This is a genomic window from Citrobacter sp. Cpo069 (assembly GCF_030332785.1).
In the GTDB taxonomy this organism is placed as follows: domain Bacteria; phylum Pseudomonadota; class Gammaproteobacteria; order Enterobacterales; family Enterobacteriaceae; genus Citrobacter; species Citrobacter portucalensis.
This window is the reverse complement of the sequence record NZ_JAOWHD010000051.1, coordinates 283,749-304,601: the sequence shown is the minus strand read 5'-3', so window position 1 is coordinate 304,601 and position 20,853 is coordinate 283,749. Positions and strand designations below refer to the sequence as shown.

General features: G+C 51.3%; 22 protein-coding genes. 7 read left to right on the top strand and 15 right to left on the bottom strand.

The features are described 5' to 3' along the window. Positions 1-6 precede the first annotated feature (6 nt). Positions 7-1,167, bottom strand: coding sequence for an efflux RND transporter periplasmic adaptor subunit (locus tag OGY08_RS14240; RefSeq protein WP_032945162.1), 1,161 nt, complete (start codon positions 1,165-1,167; stop codon positions 7-9). 414 nt (positions 1,168-1,581) lie between these two features. On the opposite strand from OGY08_RS14240, the gene envR reads away from it, so the two are divergent. Then, complete coding sequence (gene envR / locus OGY08_RS14235) at positions 1,582-2,238, top strand: acrEF/envCD operon transcriptional regulator (RefSeq protein WP_048225757.1); 657 nt, start codon at positions 1,582-1,584, stop codon at positions 2,236-2,238. A gap of 46 nt (positions 2,239-2,284) precedes the next feature. Here the strand turns inward: envR and OGY08_RS14230 are convergent, their stop codons facing one another. The 13 genes from OGY08_RS14230 to acuI all read right to left on the bottom strand — a co-directional run bounded on the left by OGY08_RS14230 (position 2,285) and on the right by acuI (position 13,601). Then, positions 2,285-2,449, bottom strand: coding sequence for a DUF2556 family protein (locus OGY08_RS14230; RefSeq protein ID WP_003025279.1), 165 nt, complete (start codon positions 2,447-2,449; stop codon positions 2,285-2,287). Between the two features lie 82 nt (positions 2,450-2,531). After that, complete coding sequence (yhdJ, locus tag OGY08_RS14225; RefSeq protein ID WP_032945161.1) at positions 2,532-3,416, bottom strand: adenine-specific DNA-methyltransferase; 885 nt, start codon at positions 3,414-3,416, stop codon at positions 2,532-2,534. An 88-nt stretch (positions 3,417-3,504) separates the two neighbouring features. After that, positions 3,505-3,801: a DNA-binding transcriptional regulator Fis gene (fis, locus tag OGY08_RS14220; protein ID WP_000462905.1), complete on the bottom strand. Its 297-nt coding sequence runs from the start codon at positions 3,799-3,801 to the stop codon at positions 3,505-3,507. Positions 3,802-3,826: 25 nt separating this feature from the next. Then, positions 3,827-4,792: a tRNA dihydrouridine synthase DusB gene (gene dusB / locus OGY08_RS14215; protein ID WP_008785970.1), complete on the bottom strand. Its 966-nt coding sequence runs from the start codon at positions 4,790-4,792 to the stop codon at positions 3,827-3,829. Between the two features lie 298 nt (positions 4,793-5,090). After that, the gene (locus OGY08_RS14210) at positions 5,091-5,825 is read right to left on the bottom strand and encodes a carbonic anhydrase (RefSeq protein WP_286565917.1); all 735 of its coding nucleotides are present in this window, start codon (positions 5,823-5,825) and stop codon (positions 5,091-5,093) included. Positions 5,826-5,995: 170 nt separating this feature from the next. Further along, complete coding sequence (gene prmA, locus OGY08_RS14205) at positions 5,996-6,877, bottom strand: 50S ribosomal protein L11 methyltransferase (RefSeq protein WP_003025221.1); 882 nt, start codon at positions 6,875-6,877, stop codon at positions 5,996-5,998. 11 nt (positions 6,878-6,888) lie between these two features. Further along, complete coding sequence (panF, locus tag OGY08_RS14200) at positions 6,889-8,340, bottom strand: sodium/pantothenate symporter (protein WP_020996361.1); 1,452 nt, start codon at positions 8,338-8,340, stop codon at positions 6,889-6,891. After that, entirely contained in the window at positions 8,330-8,572 is a 243-nt protein-coding gene (locus OGY08_RS14195) for a YhdT family protein (protein ID WP_003828839.1), read from the bottom strand. The genes panF and OGY08_RS14195 overlap by 11 nt, the downstream gene beginning before the upstream one ends. Before the next feature lie 107 nt (positions 8,573-8,679). After that, positions 8,680-10,029, bottom strand: coding sequence for an acetyl-CoA carboxylase biotin carboxylase subunit (gene accC / locus OGY08_RS14190; RefSeq protein ID WP_003828838.1), 1,350 nt, complete (start codon positions 10,027-10,029; stop codon positions 8,680-8,682). A 10-nt stretch (positions 10,030-10,039) separates the two neighbouring features. Further along, positions 10,040-10,510: an acetyl-CoA carboxylase biotin carboxyl carrier protein gene (gene accB / locus OGY08_RS14185; protein ID WP_003025210.1), complete on the bottom strand. Its 471-nt coding sequence runs from the start codon at positions 10,508-10,510 to the stop codon at positions 10,040-10,042. Between the two features lie 392 nt (positions 10,511-10,902). Beyond that, a complete protein-coding gene (msrQ, locus tag OGY08_RS14180) occupies positions 10,903-11,502 on the bottom strand; it encodes a protein-methionine-sulfoxide reductase heme-binding subunit MsrQ (protein WP_125362919.1) in 600 nt (199 codons plus the stop codon). Then, on the bottom strand, positions 11,503-12,507 hold the full coding sequence (msrP, locus tag OGY08_RS14175; protein ID WP_125362920.1) for a protein-methionine-sulfoxide reductase catalytic subunit MsrP: 1,005 nt from the start codon (positions 12,505-12,507) through the stop codon (positions 11,503-11,505). Positions 12,508-12,626: 119 nt separating this feature from the next. Continuing rightward, a complete protein-coding gene (acuI, locus tag OGY08_RS14170; RefSeq protein WP_008785963.1) occupies positions 12,627-13,601 on the bottom strand; it encodes an acrylyl-CoA reductase (NADPH) in 975 nt (324 codons plus the stop codon). Between the two features lie 225 nt (positions 13,602-13,826). Between acuI and csrD the strand changes: the two genes are divergently transcribed. After that, entirely contained in the window at positions 13,827-15,767 is a 1,941-nt protein-coding gene (gene csrD, locus OGY08_RS14165; protein ID WP_048215442.1) for an RNase E specificity factor CsrD, read from the top strand. An 8-nt stretch (positions 15,768-15,775) separates the two neighbouring features. On the opposite strand, the gene OGY08_RS14160 is transcribed toward csrD, so the two are convergent. After that, a complete protein-coding gene (locus OGY08_RS14160; protein WP_153752135.1) occupies positions 15,776-16,096 on the bottom strand; it encodes a hypothetical protein in 321 nt (106 codons plus the stop codon). Between OGY08_RS14160 and mreB the strand changes: the two genes are divergently transcribed. The 5 genes from mreB (at position 16,074) to rng (ending at position 20,755) form a co-directional block, all read left to right on the top strand. Next, the gene (gene mreB, locus OGY08_RS14155; protein WP_000913396.1) at positions 16,074-17,117 is read left to right on the top strand and encodes a rod shape-determining protein MreB; all 1,044 of its coding nucleotides are present in this window, start codon (positions 16,074-16,076) and stop codon (positions 17,115-17,117) included. The genes OGY08_RS14160 and mreB overlap by 23 nt on opposite strands. A gap of 66 nt (positions 17,118-17,183) precedes the next feature. After that, entirely contained in the window at positions 17,184-18,206 is a 1,023-nt protein-coding gene (gene mreC / locus OGY08_RS14150) for a rod shape-determining protein MreC (RefSeq protein ID WP_008785960.1), read from the top strand. Continuing rightward, positions 18,207-18,695, top strand: a complete 489-nt coding sequence (gene mreD, locus OGY08_RS14145; protein ID WP_003025196.1) for a rod shape-determining protein MreD — start codon at positions 18,207-18,209, stop codon at positions 18,693-18,695. A gap of 7 nt (positions 18,696-18,702) precedes the next feature. After that, positions 18,703-19,296, top strand: a complete 594-nt coding sequence (locus OGY08_RS14140; protein WP_057067977.1) for a Maf family protein — start codon at positions 18,703-18,705, stop codon at positions 19,294-19,296. Continuing rightward, complete coding sequence (gene rng, locus OGY08_RS14135) at positions 19,286-20,755, top strand: ribonuclease G (RefSeq protein ID WP_003025190.1); 1,470 nt, start codon at positions 19,286-19,288, stop codon at positions 20,753-20,755. The genes OGY08_RS14140 and rng overlap by 11 nt, the downstream gene beginning before the upstream one ends. Positions 20,756-20,853: the final 98 nt, after the last annotated feature.

Below are 20,853 nucleotides of genomic sequence, written 5' to 3'. Positions count from 1 at the left end.
GTTACCTTATTGGGCTTTCGTGGCAGGGGTTTCGGTATCGGCGGTTGCTTTAACCTGAACGCCTGGACGTGCTTTCTGTAAGCCGCTCACGATAACTTTGTCACCCGGTTGCAGGCCTTCGCTGATGAGCCACTTGTCACCAATAGCTTGTGCGGCAACGACTGCGCGAGACTCAACCTGACTCTTGTCGTTAACGACCATTACGGTGGCATCACCGCGAGGAGTACGCGTTACCCCCTGCTGCGGAACGAGAATGGCATTCGGCTGGACGCCTTCATCAATGCGTGCGCGCACAAACATGCCCGGCAACAGCGTGTGCTGTGGGTTAGGGAATACGGCTCTGAGGGTGATTGAGCCGGTGCTTTCATCAACCGTCACATCAGAAAACTGCAAAGAGCCTTTTAGCGGGTATGACTGACCATTTTCCATCACCAGTTCGACAGTACTGCTGGCGCTGTCTTTATGCAGACTCCCTTGTTCAACGGACTGTTTGAGGCGCATAAAGTCGTTACTGGACTGTGTCACGTCGACGTAAATGGGATCGAGCTGTTGAACGGTAGCAAGCTCTGTAGCCTGGCCATTCGTGACTAATGCACCTTCGGTGACGTTGGATTTACCGATGCGTCCGCTAATTGGCGATGTCACTTTGGTGTAGGCCAGATTGATACGCGCGCTTTCGACCGCCGCTTTTGCTGCGATCACGGAGGCATCGGCCTGACGAGCATCAGCAATTGCCTGATCGTACTCTTGCTGGCTGATGTACTTGGTGCCAACCAACGGCACATAGCGTTTCACCGTTAAATGCGCGATTGCAGCCGCCGCTTCACTCTTCGCCAGTTCACCTTTGGCGCTGTCATAGTCAGCCTGATAAGTCGCGGGATCGATCTGATAAAGTGACTGCCCGGCTTCAATATCGCTTCCCTCAGTGAAATTCCGTTTAAGTACAATTCCACTAACCTGAGGACGGACTTCTGCAATACGAAATGCTGTGGTGCGTCCGGGTAATTCGGTCGTCACGGCTAAAGGGGCCTTTTCGACGACATGGACAGTCACCTGCGGCTCTGCGGGATGTGCTTGTGTTTCTCCCTGATCGTTACAACCGGCGAGTAATGCAGCGGAGATGATGATGAATGAGGGCAGGAGTGAAAACCTGGCATTTTTCGTCATTTCTATTCCTTAAAAAACCGAACGCTCGTTATTAACCGAGTAACAATAGGGGTGATAACGCGCACAAGAAAAAATAATAGTTGGCTATCCTACAAATTATTAGCTTGCGATGTAAGCAATACTTATTTATGGGCGGGGTTCACGGCACATAAAAGCAAAAAAAGATTAATCGACAGCTGTTTCATTGTGGTGTTAATAGCAATACTATGATTCGCATAAACACAAGTTGAAATAAGTATTTGGTTTGTGAATATATTGTTTGTTGGTATTCGTTTTGTTTATTCGTGTGCAAAGTCCGTAATAATATTTTTTAGAACTCGTTTAAATAAATGCTAAGTGATACATTTGTTCCGTGTCGCAAATATTAGATAAGAAAGTTAATCATTCTCTACTCTACCTCAGACAGTCGGAACCATGGCCAGAAAAACGAAAGCTGATGCCCTCAAAACGCGGCAGCACCTGATAGAAACGGCGATTGTACAGTTTGCCGCACGTGGCGTAAGCAATACGACGCTAAACGACATTGCGGATGCTGCTAGCGTGACGCGTGGCGCGCTCTATTGGCATTTCGAAAATAAAACTCAACTGTTTAATGAGCTATGGTTACAACAACCACCTTTACGCGATCTTATTCAGGACAAGCTAATTGGTCGTTGGGGTGATAACCCTCTACAGCGATTGCGAGAAAAGTTTGTGGTGGGGTTACAATATATTGCAGAGAACCCTCGTCAGCAGGCATTAATGCAGATTTTATATCATAAGTGCGAATTTCATAACGATATGATATCTGAGCAGGCTATTCGCGATAAAATAGGTATCAGTCATCAAAGCATTCGTGATTCCCTGCAAAAGTGTGTAGATGACAATCTGATTGCCACCACTCTTGATTTAGATGTCATCATCATTATTCTGCACGGTAGTTTTAGCGGAATTATAAAAAACTGGTTAATGAATCCAGTGAGTTATGATCTATATGGGCAAGCTCCAGTATTAGTTGATAATGTACTAAAAATGTTAAGCCCAGACGGTAGCGTTATGCAATTAATGCAGAGTGAAAACCAGGTCGGATAGTTTTTACCGCCAGAGGCTGACGGCTGTCGAAGCATTACCTGAGGTGCTATTCGAGGTCGACGCAGTTGACCAGCTTAAGGGGATTCACTGAGTTCATATTCCGGCACTTGTCGTGCTCTGTTGTCATCAGCTCTATCCATTGGATGAGCAGCGCATCAAAAAGAAAAACGAAGACCGCAAAAACAACCAGCCACCAATACTTGCGAATCATTCCTAAACCCTGTGTATTCATGCCCAAGCGTGCAGGGAATATACACGAAATTTTTAAGCTGAAAAGCAGACTTACAATGCCTTTACTTTGTTGAAAGATCGCCACTCTTTGCCGTCAATCGACTCTTTTTAGACAGGTTTTTTGTCTTACGTTTTTTCACCTTGGCAAGCTCAATTTCTGAAAAATGAGAACCGATACTCAGTCTTCTGAGCCCCATTTTTACGTATTCAGTATTGATCTCAATCCCGACAAACTTGCGACCCAATTCCACGGCGGTAGCTCCGGTGGTGAAGCTGCCGGCGAACGGATCGAGTACCTTGTCATCTGGGTTCGAGGACGCCAGAATTATACGCTCCAGGAGGGCTTTGGGTTTCTGGGTGGGGTGGTTTTCGTATTCGTCCATCAGATAGCGTACGCGTGGGAACTCCCAGACATTGCCCGGCACTTTTTTCTGATTGTAGGGCTGCGGCGGGTTTTTTCTGTAGTCTATTAGCGCGCGTTTAGCGCCAGTTTTGGCTTCAACCAGAATATCGTCACGATTAAATGTGTAGTTTTTCTGATCTTTTACCATCATCAGGATCGGTTCATACATCGAACCAAAGTAATTTTTGGCCTGTACCCCTGAGCTATCGTATGACCACACGATACGACTCTTGATGGTAAAAAGCGGGCGGCATTTGAGGTCAATGTACGGCATGTTCTCCGTACTGTTCATGATGTACATGGTGCCGTGTGGTTTGAGGATGCGATGGCACTCGTCGATGCACTCAAACAACCACGCCAGAAAGGTCTCTTCGTCCCAGGATTCAACCATCCCGTCAAAGTCTTTCCCGATGTTATAAGGAGGGTCAGCAAAAATGAGTTCAACGCTTTCAGACGGCAGTTTTTTCAGTTCAGTTAGTGCGTCACCCAGGATTATCTTTTTAGATTCATCGCCAAAATAGACAGGTTCACATCTCGCGTTCATCGCCAAAGCCTCCCGTGTGACGTCAATAAAAAAGGCGCTTCCCCATGCCGAGTAGCGCCTTTTAAAACAAACATTTAACTGATTAGTATCAGTTCATGCCGTATTTTTTCAGTTTTTTACGCAGCGTACCACGGTTGATGCCCATCATCAGGGCAGCACGGGTCTGGTTACCGCGGGTGTATTGCATCACCATGTCCAACAGGGGCTGTTCTACTTCAGCCAGTACCAGCTCATAGAGATCATTCACATCCTGACCATTCAATTGAGCAAAATAGTTCTTCAGTGCCTGTTTAACCGAGTCACGCAGGGGCTTTTGAGTTACCTGGTCCTGAGAGTTAACGGTAGAAACGGTCAGTACGTCAGAATTTACGCGTTGTTCGAACATAGTTCTGTCAGCTCTTTATTTCTGTTTACGCAAAATTTTCGAAGTATGCCTCCAACGCCGCCAGCTGTTCGCTGGAATCTTCAATGGCGTTGAATGTGCGCCGAAACTGGTCATCCGGAGCGTGTTCCTGGAGATACCAGGATACGTGTTTACGCGCAATTCGGTACCCTTTTGCCTGACCATAAAAGTCGTGCAGTTCCCGAATATGCGCACAAAGCAAGCGCTTCACCTCTGCCAGAGGCAGCGGGGGCAGCAGCTCCCCAGTGTCCAGATAATGCTGGATTTCCCGAAAGATCCAGGGTCTTCCCTGAGCTGCACGTCCTATCATCAGGGCATCCGCCCCCGTATAGTCGAGTACAGCTCTGGCTTTATGCGGGTCAGTAATGTCGCCATTCGCGATAATCGGAATGGAAACTTTCTGCTTAACTGCCCGAATACTGTCGTACTCAGCATCTCCATTGAACAAACAGGCGCGGGTGCGTCCATGAATGGTCAGAGCCTGAATGCCACAGTCTTCAGCCAGTTGGGCAATCTCTACGCAGTTACGGTGTTCCGGAGCCCAGCCGGTGCGAATCTTGAGTGTGACAGGAACGTCCACTGCATTGACGACCTCGGTTAGTATCGATTTCACTAAATCCGGGTACTGCAAGAGGGCTGAACCTGCGAGCTTGCGATTCACTTTTTTAGCCGGACACCCCATATTGATATCAATAATCTGGGCGCCGCTTTCCACGTTAATACGTGCGGCATCGGCCATCTCAACAGGGTCGCTACCGGCAATTTGCACCGTGCGAATTCCTGGCTCATCAACGTGCACCATCCGTAAACGAGACTTGTCACTTTCCCAAACCTGCGGGTTAGAAGACATCATCTCGGATACTGTCAATCCTGCTCCCATCTCATAGCACAGCGTCCTGAATGGTCTGTCAGTGATGCCAGCCATAGGTGCTGCGATCAGGCGATTTCTGAGCTGGTATTGTCCGATGCGCATGAGTTAAGAAATGACCATACTGTGACTGCAAGGCGGCGTATATTACGCATTTTTCGCACGAGATGAAAGGCCAAACTTTGACCAATCCACTGAGGTGGATCAATGAATTGCCGTAAATGTGAACGCATGAAAATATTTAATCATATAAATCATCGCATTATAAAAATGTGTCGATTTTATATACACATATAATTTTGCGTAACTTCTCATTTTTTCTTCAGCTGCAGACGGTACTGACAAGATATTCTGCTGAATTAATCAGCAAATTACCTCGTCATTGTGTGATCGCTACCTCATTTTAGTACAGGATCTCGGTATCCCCAGAATAGCTGTCCGTAATCTTGCGTTCATTCAACGGCTGCAGCGGGCGATTGTTTGCTGGCCCAACAATGTAGTGGAATTTATCCATTTGTTCGGCAGAAAGAGCAACAGGCGTTTTCAGGATAGTCCAGGTGACGCCTTCGGTGCAGGGAGGCGTTGTTAACGAACCACGGTAGCGCCAGTAGGTTTTATTGTCGGGTAAAAGCTGGTGGATATCGACCGGCGAGAAGATGGCCATGCTGCTGTCCTCCATGGTTGGAAAGGACTCCCACAAATTTTGAATCGCCTGGTTTGGCTCGCCGATCTCAAACATAACCGCCACGATAGCGATGTCTCCGGATTGATTTTTGTGGACCAGCTGCAGCTCCAGCGGATAGGTTTTACCGTTGAGGGTATGTTCGCTCGGGGCATGAAAATCAAATTGTTTTAAATAATAAAGCGTTTCATCAATTTCAATAGAATTAGATGCGTAGCTACTCATCGTTGCTTGCAACGTATGGTTAATGCTCCGAAATCTGGTTGGGCCATCGACGTACTGCATGTTCAGCGCGGGGAGACCGAGTTTACTGGTTGTGGTGGTCTGGATGTCTATGGGGGATTGGTTTATGCCTGTCTGGCACGTTGCATACGCTTTGCTGATTTCTCCCCACCGTGCGGGGCCGTTTTCTTCGGTATATCCCCATGGTACGGCCAGCGTGGTCAGTGGCATCATGCATGCTGCCAGCAAAGTTGTTGTAAAACAGTTGAAACGCATACGTTTACTCAACGAGAATCAATATAAAAAATAACAAAATCAATTGATTATTATATCGCTGAGGAAAGTGTCGGTATGCTGGTCAATTGTCTGAAAATGGCGTGGTCAGATAACCACGCCGGAAGGGATTATTTTTTCTGGCCGGTAATGCGACACCACTCTTCTTTCTCGATAACCGGATCGAGCGTAAAGAGATCGGCATAGGCTTCACAGACGCTTTCCGCCTGGCTGGCAAGAATACCAGAAAGCCCCAGCAAACCGCCCTCAACGGGCAGTACGCTGATTAACGGAGCCAGTTCACGTAATGGGCCAGCAAGGATGTTGGCGACCACCACGTCGGCTTTCATCGCCTCTGGCTGGTCTTTCGGCAGATAAAGCTCCAGACGCTCAGAAACACCATTACGCTGGGCGTTATCACGGCTGGCCTGAATCGCTTGCGGATCGATATCCACGCCAATGGCTTTCGCCGCACCCAGCTTCAGTGCCGCAATAGCAAGAATGCCGGAGCCGCAGCCAAAGTCGATAACCGTTTTACCGTTAAGATCAAGACCGTCCAGCCATTGCAGGCACAGAGAGGTAGTGGGGTGCGTGCCTGTACCAAACGCCAGACCCGGGTCCAGCATCACGTTGACAGCATTCTCATCCGGGACATCGCGCCAGCTTGGGCAAATCCACAGACGTTCACCAAAGCGCATCGGGTGGAAGTTATCCATCCATTCGCGTTCCCAGTCTTTGTCTTCGAGTTGTTCGATTTTATGCGCGAAGCCTTCACCCAGCAGCGGATGCTGTTCCAGGATAGCAACTACTTCTTTCATGTCGGTTTCTGCATCGAACAAGCCGATAACGTCGGTATCACCCCACAGGCGAGTCTCGCCCGGCAGAGGTTCAAACACCGGCGTATCATGCGTATCCTGGAAAGTAATGGAAACGGAGCCCGCTTCCATCAGCGCATCGCTCAACTCTTCAGCGTTGGCACCGGTCGTGTTCAGTTTCAGTTGGATCCATGGCATGGCAAAACTCTTTATTTATCAGTAGTCAATATGGCGGCTTGCGGGACGGCGGAACCGAAACGGTTGCCTATCAGGAAAGCCAGCAAGCTTATCAGTAACGAGGGCACGATTGGGTGGAAGCCCAGGAACTGAACGTTAAAGGTGGCGAGTAGAGCATAAAGCACGCCGCCGACAATCATCGCGCTCAATGCGCCTGACGCGTTTGCCCGCTCCCAATAGAGGCCCAGCACCAGAGGCCACAGGAAGACGGCTTCCAGCCCGCCAAACGCCAGCAGATTAAGCCAAATAATCATCTCTGGCGGTTTCCAGGCGGCCAGCAACAGTAACGCGCCCAGCAGCAGGGTAATCACTGCCGACATGCGTTTCAGCCGGGTTTCGTTTTCCAGCTGTTCCGGGCGAAGGTTCAGGTACAGATCCTTAATAATCGTAGCGGAGCTTTGCAACAATTGGGCATTGATCGTCGACATAATCGCAGCCATAGGTGCGGCGAGGAAGATCCCGGCAGCGACCGGCGGCAGGACTTTGACCATCAGCGTAGGGATTACCAGATCCGGTACCGTCAGGTCAGGGATTACCGCCCGTCCCAGAGCGCCCGCCAGATGCATACCAAACATCAGAATCGCCACCACGATGGTGCCGATGATAATGCCGCGGTGTACCGCTTTACTATCTTTATAAGAGATACAGCGTACCGCCGTATGCGGCAGGCCAATCACGCCAAAGCATACCAGCACCCAGAATGAGGTCATAAACGTGGGTGACAAAATGTCATCAGCGCCCTGCGGCGAAACCAGTTTAGGATCGATAGTCTGCAGGGTTACCACCGCATTGCTGAGGCCACCGGCAGCATGAACAACGCCGACCAGCAAAACGATAGTACCAATCAGCATCACCATGCCCTGCATGGTGTCGTTCAACACGCTGGCGCGAAAGCCGCCGAACGCCGTGTATAACGCGATGCTGACGCCAAAAATCAGCAGACCGGTTTCGTAGGGGATACCCGCTGCGGTTTCCAGCAAACGTGCGCCGCCAATAAACTGTACGGTCATTGCCCCGACAAACGCGACCAACAGGCTGAGGCTTGCCAGCCATACCAGCAGGCGGCTCTGGTAGCGTGCAAATAGCATATCGTTGAGGGTAACAGCATTATAACGGCGTGCCAGAATGGCGAATTTCTTACCAAGAATCCCCAATGAGAGCCATACGGCGGGCAACTGGATCATCGCTAGCAGCACCCATCCCAGTCCGTATTTGTAAGCGGCACCAGGACCGCCAATAAACGAGCTGGCGCTAATGTAGGTTGCCGTTAGCGTCATCGCTAACACGACGCCGCCCATGGAGCGGCTGCCGAGGAAATATTCATTCAGGAAGGTACCGGTCGATCTCTTGCGCATGGCATAAACTGAGAGACCGAAGACCACCAGAAGATAGGCGACCAGCGGAAAAATAACTTCAAGCTGCATCGTCATCCTCCAACGGAATGTCGCGATAGATAAACTTCACCATCGCCCAGCACAGCACGATAAAAACCAGCGGCGTTAGCAGGCAGGCCATTTCGAACCAGTGCGGTAAGCCGGTAAAACCCAGCGTTGAATCTGGTAAGTAAGCGGCCACTAACCATGTGACCAGATATAAAAGGGTTAGCCACAGCGCCCAGCGCGCCTCTTTATGGGCCTGAACAAAACGAGCGTCCATTTTTTGTCCCTTGTGGATAAAGAAAGCGGGGATTGTACCTTATGGCACGTGCGGGAGGGGAGAAAAACAAAAGGCCGGAATTTCCGGCCTTTTCGGTTAACGCACGCTTACTTTTCCTGAAGTCCGAGTTTTTTCTCCAGGTAGTGGATATTGGTTCCACCGTGCTGGAAGTGCTCGTCATTCATGATACGGATCTGCAGGTCAACGTTGGTTTTGATACCGTCGATGATCAGTTCCTGCAATGCGTTTTTCATACGGGCGATAGCGACGTCGCGGTTTTCGCCATAGCAGATCAGCTTACCGATCATTGAGTCATAGTACGGAGGTACGGTGTAGCCTGCGTAAATATGAGACTCCCAACGCACACCAAAGCCACCCGGCGCGTGAAAACGCGTGATTTTACCCGGGCTTGGCAGGAAGGTGTTCGGGTCTTCGGCGTTGATACGGCATTCTACCGCATGGCCTTTAACCACAACTTCGTCCTGCTTGATGGACAGGGGTTGACCCGCTGCGATGCGCAGCTGCTCTTTGATCAGATCAACGCCGGTGATCATTTCGGTTACCGGGTGTTCAACCTGAATACGGGTGTTCATCTCAATGAAGTAGAACTCGCCGTTTTCGAACAGGAACTCGAAAGTACCCGCCCCGCGATAGCCGATATCAACACACGCTTTGGCGCAACGCTCGCCGATGTAGCGACGCAGTTCCGGGGTAATGCCCGGCGCTGGTGCTTCTTCGACAACTTTCTGGTGACGACGCTGCATGGAGCAGTCACGTTCTGCCAGATAAATCGCGTTACCCTGACCGTCAGCCAGCACCTGAATTTCAATGTGGCGTGGGTTTTCCAGGTATTTCTCCATGTAGACCATGTCGTTATTGAAAGCGGCTTTTGCTTCCGCTTTGGTCATGGAGATGGATTGTGCCAGTTCGGCATCGCTGCGCACGACGCGCATACCGCGACCGCCGCCGCCGCCGGAGGCTTTGATGATAACCGGGTAGCCGATGCGTTTAGCATGAGCGCGGTTAGCGTCCATGTCATCGCCCAGCGGGCCGTCAGAGCCTGGGACTGTCGGTACGCCCGCTTTCTTCATCGCGGTGATTGCAGACACTTTGTCGCCCATCAGGCGGATGGTGTCGGCTTTCGGGCCGATGAAGATAAAGCCAGAACGCTCTACCTGCTCAGCAAAGTTGGCGTTCTCAGAGAGGAAGCCATAGCCCGGGTGAATTGCCACCGCGCCGGTGATTTCAGCGGCGCTGATGATAGCCGGGATGTTCAGATAGCTTTTTACGGACGGAGCCGGGCCGATACAGACCGTCTCATCCGCCAGCAATACGTGTTTTAAATCGCGATCCGCACTTGAATGCACAGCGACAGTCTTGATGCCCAGTTCTTTACAGGCACGAAGAATACGCAGGGCAATCTCGCCGCGGTTGGCGATAACAATTTTATCCAACATGTTCGCCTCGTTATTCGATGACGACCAGCGGCTCGTCAAATTCTACCGGTTGACCACTTTCTACCAGAATCGCTTTAACTACGCCGGATTTGTCGGCTTCGATCTGGTTCATCATTTTCATGGCTTCAACGATGCACAGGGTATCGCCCGCATTCACTTTCTGTCCGATTTCGATGAACGCTTTAGCATCCGGGCTCGGGGTGCGGTAGAACGTACCAACCATTGGGGAGCGTACGATGTGACCACTGATTTCCGCTGCTGCCGGAGCTTCCATACTTGGAGAGGCAGTTTGTGCGACAGCGTTAGACAGAGCTGGTTGCTGCATCACTGGTGCAGCATAAGCCTGTTGCATCATCGGAAAACTTGCAGCTGGCGCTGCACGGCTGATGCGTACAGATTCTTCGCCTTCAGAAATTTCCAGTTCGGAGATGCCTGATTCTTCAACCAGCTCGATCAGTTTTTTAATCTTACGAATATCCATGAGTGGGTTCCGTACTCTTTGTTTAGTGAGATTGTGACAGGCGTTTTACCGCCGTCTGTATAGCATTTTTATAACAGTGAGTGACAAGATGCCACGCATCTCAGGCGCTGCACTGGGTGCTGCTGCCATTAAGTGAGATTGCCAGACTTGTTAGTCATTGTGCGGCTATCTTCTGCCATTTTCGGGTAAAAGACAAAATATACCTTCAATATGCGATTGTCACCCTTTCAGCGCCTTAAAAACGCTACCGGGGATAGCAAAGTCGCACATTATAACTATTTCGTAGCAATTGGCAGCTAAATACTGGTCTTATCAGGGAAGATAATCAACCGTTAACATGTAAAGAAAATCGGATCGTCCGTGTTTTGCAACGCACTGCACATATCGTGAAACTACCGCCACCACTGGCGAAACTTCTTGTAACGGCACGCTAACAGCACCGCAGCGAGCGCTGCATAAATAATCGGTTGAGGGGAGATAATTTTTACCGACCACAGATAATGTATGGGTGCCAGGATCGCCACAAGATAGACGAAGTTATGCAAATACTGCCAGTTTTTACCCAGCTTTCGCTGTGCAGCCTGCGTGGACGTTAAGGTGAGGGCGAATAATATGACCCAACTGACAATGCCCAAGGTTAAATAAGGCCGCGTAATTAATTCCCGCCCTAACAACGACAGATTATTAATGCCCAGTTCCAGTAACGCGTAGCTGGTTAAATGCAGTGTTGCCCAGGCGAAACACCATAGCCCTAACAGGCGACGTGTGCGTATCAATAATGGCTGTTTAGCGTAGCGCGCGAGTGGAGAGACCAGCAAGGTTGCCAGCAAGAATTTCAGAGCTGTCCTACCGGTAAAGTGCTGGATATCTTTGACCGGATCGGCGCTCAGACCGCCGTGATTTATCGCCCAAAATAGCCAGATAAACGGCAAAAAACCGGCAAGATGCAGGCAAACTTTCAGCCCGGTAATGTGCTTTGCGGTCAGTCGCACTTAAAAATTCTCCTGCAAATTGAGTCCGCGATACAGTGACGCAACCTCTTCGGCATAGCCGTTAAACATCAGCGTGGGCTGACGCTGTACGTCCAGAATACCGCCAGCGCCAATAAAACGCTCTGTGGCCTGGGACCAGCGGGGATGATCGACATGCGGATTCACGTTGGCATAAAACCCGTATTCATTGGGTGCGGCCAGATTCCAGGTTGTCGGAGGGCGTTCGCGTGTGAGTTTGATACTCACGATCGACTTAATGCCTTTAAATCCATATTTCCACGGCACAATTAAGCGAATGGGCGCGCCATTTTGTGGCGGAAGGGCCTTACCATAAACCCCCACGGTAAGCAGTGTGAGTGGGTGCATTGCTTCATCCAGGCGCAACCCTTCAACATAGGGATACTTCAGCCCGCCGCCAATAAAGCGATCTTTTTGTCCTGGCATTTCTTCCGGTGCGTACAGCGTTTCGAACGCGACATACTTCGCATTGCTGGTGGGTTCTACCTGCGCCAACAGTTTATGTAACGGAAAGCCAATCCACGGCACGACCATTGACCAGGCTTCCACGCAGCGCATGCGGTAAATCCGTTGCTCCAGCGGGAAACGGGTGGTCAAGGTATCGTGATCGAGAGTGAGTGGTTTGGCGACCTCACCACTGATTTTTAATGTCCACGGATCGGTTTTCAGGCTACCCGCGTTGGCTGCCGGATCCGCTTTGTCGAGACCGAATTCATAGAAGTTGTTGTAGCCAGAAACTTTATCCGCTGGGGTTAAAGGAAGCGAATTTTGCCAGGCGGCGGGCTTGCTGAAATCAAGCGGCTTTCCCGCGGTCGCGGGCGGGCGGTCATTACCCTTAAACCAACTCAGAAGGTCAGCCTGCGCAGAGTGGGGTAAAGACAACGCGGCTGCGCTGATCCCTAATGCTTTCAGCACATGGCGACGCTGCATAAAAAAAGCCGACTCGTCAGTGACGTCGGCTTCTGTAAATAGACGTAATTTCTTCATAACAGACTCCCGGCTTACGCGTCATAACTGACAGGGGACGCGTAGTTAATATGGCAGGGAGTCTGTAGATGTGCCGCGAAATTTCGTTAATTAAGTGTAAATTTCTGCGCCAGGGTCTGTTACTTCACCTTCACCAGCGTACGGCCTTGCACCTGGTTATTGATGATGGCATCGGCGAACTTCGGCGCATCCGCCAGCGTAATTTCCGTTGCAGCCTGAGCATAGAACGATTCCGGCAGATCCTTAACCAGACGCGCCCAGGCTTCTGCACGGCGTGTCGGCGGGGTCATCACCGAGTCCACTCCTTGCAAACGAACGTTACGCAGAATGAATGGCATTACCGTGGTTGGCAGAGCGAAACCGCCCGCCAGACCGCAGGCGGCAACACAGCCGCCGTAGTTCATCTGCGCGAGGACTTTCGCCAGAACTTTGTCGCCAACGGTATCCACCGCGCCAGCCCACAGCTGTTTTTCCAGCGGGCGAGATTCAGCAAATTCATCGCGGCCAAGAATACGATTAGCGCCCAGGCTTTTCAGGTAGTCGTGGGTGCTTTCACGACCCGAAACCGCCGCAACCTGATAACCCAGTTTATGCAGTAACGCAACGGCCGTGCTGCCCACGCCTCCGCTGGCACCAGTGACGACAATCTCACCGTCTTGCGGACGAATTCCTGCATCTTCAAGCGCCATGACGCAAAGCATGGCGGTAAAGCCAGCGGTACCGATGACCATGGCTTTACGTCCATCCAGCCCTTTTGGCAGCGCAACCAGCCAGTCGCCTTTCACGCGTGCGCGTTCTGCCAGTCCACCCCAATGATTTTCACCTACGCCCCAACCGGTCAGTAAAACCTCCTGACCCGCATGAAAACGGGGATCTTCGCTTGCACGCACGGTACCAGCGAAATCGATACCAGGAATCATCGGAAAATTACGAATAATTTTTCCCTTGCCGGTGATAGCCAGGGCGTCTTTATAGTTCAGGCTTGACCAGTGGACATCCACCGTTACATCGCCTTCCGGTAGCTGATTTTCGTCGAGGGGTTGAACGGATGCGAGGGTTTTTCCGTCCTGCTGTTCTAAGATCAAAGCCTGCATAACCTGTCCTCAATTCGTATAGTGGATTGGAAAATTAATAATGAAGACTATACTCGCTAATCAAAACATGATGCCGATTCAGCGCAATAAATTGCCAGATATACCTGATTTGGTAGTATGCCCTCACAGTTTGTATAAATTGGCGGATTTTGCGGTCAGTTTTGCATTTTAGAGTCGATTTATCACTTTCAGGCCTGTTTCATAACTGTCGGAGTTAACACAAGGATGCGATTAACGACGAAATTTTCAGCTTTTGTCACGCTGCTTACTGGGTTAACGATCTTCGTGACTCTGATCGGCTGTTCGCTGAGTTTCTACAACGCTATTCAATATAAGTTCACCACGCGCGTTCATGCAGTCGCGACGGCGATTGATACGCATCTGGTCTCCAGAGATGTCGTTGCGTTAACTCCGCAAATAGATGAACTGATGGTTTCTGTTGATATCGTGCGCATCGAACTGTTGCAGGGCGAAAACGTGGTGTATGACCACTCACGGACCAGCAGCTACCGACCGGCAGGGACAAACAATCTCTACCGCGAGATTACCGTACCGTTGGTTAAGCATCCAGGTATGTCATTGCGTCTGGTTTATCAGGATCCGATGGGTAACTATTTCCATTCGCTACTGACCACCGCACCGCTCACGATAGCCATTGCTTTCATTATTCTGATGCTCTTTTTGTCTGTGCGCTGGCTTCAGCGCCAGCTTTCGGGTCAGGAGCTGCTGGAGATCCGTTCTACGCGTATTCTGAACGGCGAACGTGGACCGAACGTGCGGGGAACGGTCTATGAATGGCCTGCGCGTACCAGCAGTGCGCTCGATATGCTGCTGACTGAAATTCAAAATGCCCGCGAGCAACGCAGCCGCCTGGATACGCTGATTCGTTCCTATGTCGCGCAGGATACAAAAACCGGGCTAAGCAACCGCTTGTTCTTTGATAACCAACTGGCCACGCTGCTGGAAGATCAGGAAAAAGTAGGCTCGCATGGCGTCGTGATGATGGTGCGCCTGCCGGACTTTACGCTGCTGCGCGATAGCTGGGGAATCACCCTCGCGGAAGAACAAATCTCGACGCTGATCAATTTGTTGTCGACTTTTATGACGCGCTATCCGGGCGCGTTGCTGGCGCGCTACCACCGTAGCGATTTTGCTATCCTGCTGCCGCACCGTACTCTAAAAGAGGCGGAAAGCATCGCCGGGCAATTATTAAAAGCGGTAGATGCACTTCCGGCTAATAAAATGATCGATCGTGCCGATATGGTTCATATTGGCATTTGCGTTTGCCGCAGCGGTCAGTCGCCGGAGCAAGTAATGGATCATGCCGAAGCCGCCACCCGGAATTCGGTATTGCAGGGCGGAAATAGCTGGTCGGTCTATGATGACTCGCTGCCGGAAAAAGGTCGGGGCAATGTACGCTGGCGAACGCTGATCGAACAGATGCTCAGCCGGGGTGGGCCAAGAATTTATCAAAAGCCTGCGGTAACGCGCGAAGGCCGGGTGCACCATCGGGAGTTGATGTGCCGTATTTTTGATGGCAACGAAGAGGTCATTTCGGCGGAATATATGCCGATGGTCCTGCAATTTGGTCTGGCAGAAGAATATGACCGTTTGCAGATAAGCCGTCTGATCCTGCTTTTGGGCTACTGGCCGCAGGAAAATCTGGCGATGCAGACAACGGTTGAATCGCTTATTCGTCCACGTTTTCAGCGCTGGCTGCGTGATACGCTGATGCAGTGCGAAAAATCATTACGCAAACGCATAATTATTGAACTTGCTGAGGCAGATGTCTGTCAACATATCAGCCGGTTACAGCCCGTTATTAGATTGATGAATGCGCTGGGCGTGCGTATTGCCGTTACGCAGGCGGGGTTAACGCTGGTGAGCACCAGTTGGATCAAAGAGCTTAACGTTGAGTTATTGAAGCTTCATCCAAGTCTGGTGAGGAACATTGATAAGCGAACGGAAAATCAGCTTCTGGTTCAAAGCCTGGTGGAGGCCTGTTCGGGAACACCCACGCAGGTTTACGCCACGGGCGTACGTTCGCGTAGTGAGTGGCATACGCTGACAGAACGCGGAGTTGCAGGTGGGCAAGGGGATTTTTTTGCCGCATCACAACCACTTGACACTAACGTGAAAAAATATTCGCAAAGATACTCGGTTTAACCTGCCGTTTAATTTGTTTTCACGTAGAATAACGCGCGCTGTGCCTTCTGGGGGTGTGCTTGCCTGCTCGCCAGGTTGTAACAGCAAACATGCAGGTGAATGACCTTTGACAGGTTGCAAACAAAAGCGAGGAGTGCTGCTGATTTATTCAGCCCTGATGGACTCAGGCCGGTTTTGTAACAAAGGAAACGAACTGCACTAATTTTCACCGTAGCAGATGATTTTTGCGCCTTGTCGCTGCTGCGTGTGGTTGGTAAAGTAAGCGGATTTTGTTTTCCGCCCCAGCTTTCAGGATTATCCCTTAGTATGTTGAAAAAATTTCGTGGCATGTTTTCCAATGACCTGTCCATTGACCTGGGTACCGCGAATACCCTTATTTATGTAAAAGGACAAGGCATCGTATTGAATGAGCCTTCTGTTGTGGCCATTCGTCAGGATCGTGCCGGTTCGCCGAAAAGCGTGGCTGCAGTAGGTCATGATGCGAAGCAGATGCTGGGTCGTACGCCGGGCAATATCGCTGCAATTCGCCCAATGAAAGACGGCGTTATCGCTGACTTCTTCGTGACTGAAAAAATGCTCCAGCACTTTATCAAGCAAGTGCACAGCAATAGCTTCATGCGCCCAAGCCCGCGCGTACTGGTGTGTGTACCGGTTGGAGCAACTCAGGTTGAACGCCGTGCGATCCGTGAATCCGCTCAGGGCGCAGGTGCTCGTGAAGTGTTCCTGATCGAAGAGCCGATGGCGGCCGCGATCGGTGCGGGTCTGCCAGTCTCTGAAGCAACCGGTTCAATGGTTGTTGATATCGGTGGTGGTACCACTGAAGTTGCCGTTATCTCCCTGAACGGCGTGGTTTACTCCTCTTCTGTCCGTATTGGCGGCGACCGCTTCGATGAAGCCATCATTAATTATGTTCGTCGTAACTACGGTTCACTGATCGGTGAAGCGACCGCAGAACGTATTAAACACGAGATCGGTTCCGCTTATCCGGGTGACGAAGTGCGCGAAATCGAAGTTCGCGGTCGTAACCTGGCTGAAGGCGTTCCGCGCGGCTTTACCCTGAACTCTAACGAGATTCTGGAAGCTCTGCAGGAACCACTGACCGGTATCGTAAGCGCAGTAATGGTTGCACTGGAACAGTGCCCGCCGGAACTGGCGTCTGACATCTCCGAACGCGGTATGGTGCTGACCGGTGGCGGTGCGCTGCTGCGTAACCTTGACCGTCTGTTAATGGAAGAAACCGGTATTCCAGTTGTTGTTGCTGAAGATCCGCTGACCTGCGTGGCGCGCGGCGGCGGCAAGGCGCTGGAAATGATCGACATGCACGGCGGCGACCTGTTCAGCGAAGAGTAATCGGATGCAGGTTGGGTAGCCCCCGCGGGTTGCCCTTCCGCTCTGATACGAGAATACGCATAGACTATGAAGCCAATTTTTAGCCGTGGCCCGTCGCTACAGATTCGCCTTATTCTGGCGGTGCTGGTGGCGCTCGGCGTTATTATTGCCGACAGCCGCCTGGGTACGTTTAGTCAAATCCGAACGTACATGGATACCGCCGTCAGTCCTTTCTACTTTATCTCAAATGGTCCTCGTGAATTACTCGACGGCGTGTCGCAAACGCTGGCTTCGCGTGACCAACTCGAACTTGAAAACCGGGCGTTGCGTCAGGAGCTGCTGCTGAAAAACAGCGAACTGCTGATGCTGGGGCAATACAAACAGGAGAACGCGCGTTTGCGTGAGCTGCTGGGATCGCCATTGCGTCAGGACGAACAAAAGATGGTGACGCAGGTCATCTCAACGGTTAATGACCCTTACAGCGATCAGGTCGTGATCGACAAAGGGAGCGTTAACGGCGTCTACGAAGGCCAGCCGGTTATTAGCGACAAAGGCGTAGTAGGTCAGGTCGTGGCGGTGGCTAAATTGACCAGCCGCGTGCTGCTGATTTGCGATGCGACGCATGCGCTGCCCATTCAGGTACTGCGTAACGATATCCGCGTGATCGCTGCGGGTAACGGCTGCACCGACGATCTTCAGCTCGAACACCTGCCGGCTAACACCGACATTCGCGTTGGCGATGTGCTGGTCACCTCGGGTCTGGGTGGACGTTTCCCTGAAGGTTATCCGGTTGCTGTTGTTTCTTCCGTTAAGCTGGACACTCAGCGTGCTTATACCGTGATTCAGGCTCGCCCGACTGCGGGTCTGCAGCGTCTGCGCTATCTGCTGCTGTTGTGGGGTGCCGATCGTAATGGCGCAAACCCGATGACGCCGGAAGAAGTACACCGCGTTGCTAATGAACGTCTGATGCAAATGATGCCGCAAGTTCTGCCTGCACCAGATACCATGGGACCGCCTGCGCCAATACCAGCACCTGCAACAGGCGTGGCTCCAGCGCCCGCAGATACCACGCCGCCACAACCTGCTCCGCGTAAGCCGGGAGGACAGTAAGTGGCAAGCTATCGTAGCCAGGGACGTTGGGTGATTTGGCTCTCGTTCCTTATTGCACTGTTGCTGCAAGTCATGCCCTGGCCGGATGACATTCTGGTTTTCCGGCCAAACTGGGTGCTGCTCATCTTGTTGTATTGGATCCTGGCACTGCCGCATCGCGTAAATGTGGGCACGGGATTTGTGGTGGGTGCCATACTGGATCTCATCAGCGGCTCCACGCTTGGCGTGCGCGCATTGTCGATGAGTATCATTGCTTATCTGGTCGCGTTGAAATTCCAGCTATTCCGAAACCTCGCGCTCTGGCAACAGGCGCTGGTGGTCATGTTGTTATCACTGGTCGTGGATATTATTGTTTTCTGGGCCGAGTTTTTAGTGATCAACGTCTCTTTCAGACCTGAAGTGTTCTGGAGTAGTGTAGTGAATGGTGTGCTTTGGCCATGGCTATTCTTACTGATGCGTAAAGTCCGTCAGCAGTTTGCGGTGCAATAAGGTTGATATGAATACTCTGTATCTTGCTTCAGGTTCTCCACGTCGTCAGGAGTTGCTCGCTCAGCTTGGTGTTACGTTTGAACGACTGGTCCCTGGGATTGAAGAACAGCGTCACCCGCAGGAAAGCGCGCAGCAGTACGTTTCCCGTCTGGCGCGCGAAAAAGCGCAGGCTGGCGTAGTGCTGGCACAGCGCGATTTGCCGGTATTGGGTGCGGATACCATCGTTATCCTTAATGGCGAAGTGTTGGAAAAACCGCACGACGCCGACCATGCCGCAGCAATGCTGCGCAAACTGTCGGGCAAAACGCATCAAGTTATGACGGCCGTGGCACTGGCCGATCGCCAGCACAGTCTGGACTGCCTGGTTGTGACGGAAGTGACGTTCAGAGCACTAACCGATGAGGACATCGCGGGCTATGTTGCCAGCGGTGAACCAATGGATAAAGCAGGTGCATACGGTATTCAAGGGTTGGGTGGCTGTTTTGTCAGGAAGATAAATGGCAGCTATCACGCCGTAGTCGGCTTACCGCTGGTAGAAACGTATGAGTTGCTGACCAATTTTAACGCACTGCGTGAGAAAAGGGATAAACATGACGGCTGAATTGTTGGTAAACGTAACGCCATCGGAAACTCGGGTGGCTTACATCGATGGTGGTATTCTGCAGGAAATTCATATTGAACGTGAGGCGCGACGCGGAATCGTAGGCAATATCTACAAAGGTCGTGTAAGTCGTGTACTTCCGGGTATGCAGGCGGCTTTTGTAGATATTGGACTGGATAAAGCCGCATTTCTTCACGCTTCTGACATCATGCCGCACACCGAATGCGTGGCGGGTGAAGAACAAAAACAGTTCACCGTACGCGACATTTCTGAACTGGTGCGCCAGGGTCAGGATCTGATGGTGCAGGTGGTAAAAGATCCGTTGGGAACTAAAGGCGCACGCCTGACGACGGACATCACGCTACCTTCCCGTTATCTCGTCTTTATGCCGGGTGCTTCGCACGTTGGCGTATCCCAACGTATCGAAAGCGAAACCGAACGCGAACGCCTGAAAAAAGTGGTGGCGGATTACTGCGATGAGCAGGGCGGCTTCATCATTCGTACGGCGGCGGAAGGCGTATGCGAAGAGGATCTGGCCTCGGATGCTGCCTACCTGAAGCGCGTCTGGACGAAAGTCATGGAGCGTAAAAAGCGCCCGCAAACGCGCTACCAGATGTACGGTGAGTTGGCACTGGCACAGCGCGTGTTGCGTGACTTTGCCGATGCGCAGCTTGACCGCATCCGCGTCGACTCCCGTCTGACCTATGAGGCGTTACTGGAATTTACGGCGGAATATATCCCCGAGATGACCAGCAAGCTGGAACATTACAGCGGGCGACAGCCTATTTTTGATCTCTTTGACGTTGAGAATGAAATCCAGCGCGCGCTGGAACGCAAAGTTGAGCTGAAGTCCGGCGGTTATCTGATCATCGATCAAACCGAAGCGATGACCACCGTCGATATCAATACCGGCGCGTTTGTTGGGCATCGTAATCTCGACGACACTATCTTTAATACTAATATTGAAGCAACGCAGGCCATTGCTCGTCAGCTGCGTCTGCGTAACCTCGGCGGTATTATCATTATCGATTTTATCGACATGAATAATGAAGATCACCGTCGTCGGGTGCTGCACTCCCTGGAGCAGGCTCTGAGCAAGGATCGCGTAAAAACCAGCATTAACGGTTTTTCACAGCTGGGCCTGGTGGAGATGACGCGTAAACGCACACGTGAAAGCGTGGAACATGTACTGTGCAACGAGTGTCCGACCTGCCATGGGCGTGGTACGGTGAAAACGGTGGAAACCGTATGCTATGAAATCATGCGCGAAATCGTGCGCGTACACCATGCATATGACTCCGATCGTTTCCTGGTTTATGCCTCTCCGGCAGTGGCTGAAACCCTGAAAGGTGAAGAGTCACATGCGCTGGCGGAAGTTGAGATCTTTGTCGGCAAACAGGTCAAAGTACAAATCGAACCGCTGTATAACCAGGAGCAGTTCGACGTCGTCATGATGTAAATCGTGTAGTGGCACCCGCGCATGTAAGCCGGATAAGGCGCAAGCGCCGTTATCCGGCAATATTCACTCAAGGGGTGTGAGTCATATTTTTTGGTAGA

Bases quoted from the DNA above. Each gene is read 5' to 3' on its own strand.
- prmA (WP_003025221.1), bottom strand. From the start codon at position 6,877: ATGCCATGGATCCAACTGAAACTGAACACGACCGGTGCCAACGCTGAA.
- mreB (WP_000913396.1), top strand. From the start codon at position 16,074: ATGTTGAAAAAATTTCGTGGCATGTTTTCCAATGACCTGTCCATTGAC.
- OGY08_RS14240 (WP_032945162.1), bottom strand. From the start codon at position 1,167: ATGACGAAAAATGCCAGGTTTTCACTCCTGCCCTCATTCATCATCATC.
- OGY08_RS14230 (WP_003025279.1), bottom strand. From the start codon at position 2,449: ATGATTCGCAAGTATTGGTGGCTGGTTGTTTTTGCGGTCTTCGTTTTT.
- envR (WP_048225757.1), top strand. From the start codon at position 1,582: ATGGCCAGAAAAACGAAAGCTGATGCCCTCAAAACGCGGCAGCACCTG.
- OGY08_RS14160 (WP_153752135.1), bottom strand. From the start codon at position 16,096: ATGCCACGAAATTTTTTCAACATACTAAGGGATAATCCTGAAAGCTGG.
- OGY08_RS14195 (WP_003828839.1), bottom strand. From the start codon at position 8,572: ATGGACGCTCGTTTTGTTCAGGCCCATAAAGAGGCGCGCTGGGCGCTG.
- dusB (WP_008785970.1), bottom strand. From the start codon at position 4,792: ATGCGCATCGGACAATACCAGCTCAGAAATCGCCTGATCGCAGCACCT.
- accB (WP_003025210.1), bottom strand. From the start codon at position 10,510: ATGGATATTCGTAAGATTAAAAAACTGATCGAGCTGGTTGAAGAATCA.
- yhdJ (WP_032945161.1), bottom strand. From the start codon at position 3,416: ATGAACGCGAGATGTGAACCTGTCTATTTTGGCGATGAATCTAAAAAG.
- mreC (WP_008785960.1), top strand. From the start codon at position 17,184: ATGAAGCCAATTTTTAGCCGTGGCCCGTCGCTACAGATTCGCCTTATT.
- rng (WP_003025190.1), top strand. From the start codon at position 19,286: ATGACGGCTGAATTGTTGGTAAACGTAACGCCATCGGAAACTCGGGTG.
- accC (WP_003828838.1), bottom strand. From the start codon at position 10,029: ATGTTGGATAAAATTGTTATCGCCAACCGCGGCGAGATTGCCCTGCGT.
- OGY08_RS14140 (WP_057067977.1), top strand. From the start codon at position 18,703: ATGAATACTCTGTATCTTGCTTCAGGTTCTCCACGTCGTCAGGAGTTG.
- msrP (WP_125362920.1), bottom strand. From the start codon at position 12,507: ATGAAGAAATTACGTCTATTTACAGAAGCCGACGTCACTGACGAGTCG.
- panF (WP_020996361.1), bottom strand. From the start codon at position 8,340: ATGCAGCTTGAAGTTATTTTTCCGCTGGTCGCCTATCTTCTGGTGGTC.
- csrD (WP_048215442.1), top strand. From the start codon at position 13,827: ATGCGATTAACGACGAAATTTTCAGCTTTTGTCACGCTGCTTACTGGG.
- acuI (WP_008785963.1), bottom strand. From the start codon at position 13,601: ATGCAGGCTTTGATCTTAGAACAGCAGGACGGAAAAACCCTCGCATCC.
- fis (WP_000462905.1), bottom strand. From the start codon at position 3,801: ATGTTCGAACAACGCGTAAATTCTGACGTACTGACCGTTTCTACCGTT.
- OGY08_RS14210 (WP_286565917.1), bottom strand. From the start codon at position 5,825: ATGATGCCACTGACCACGCTGGCCGTACCATGGGGATATACCGAAGAA.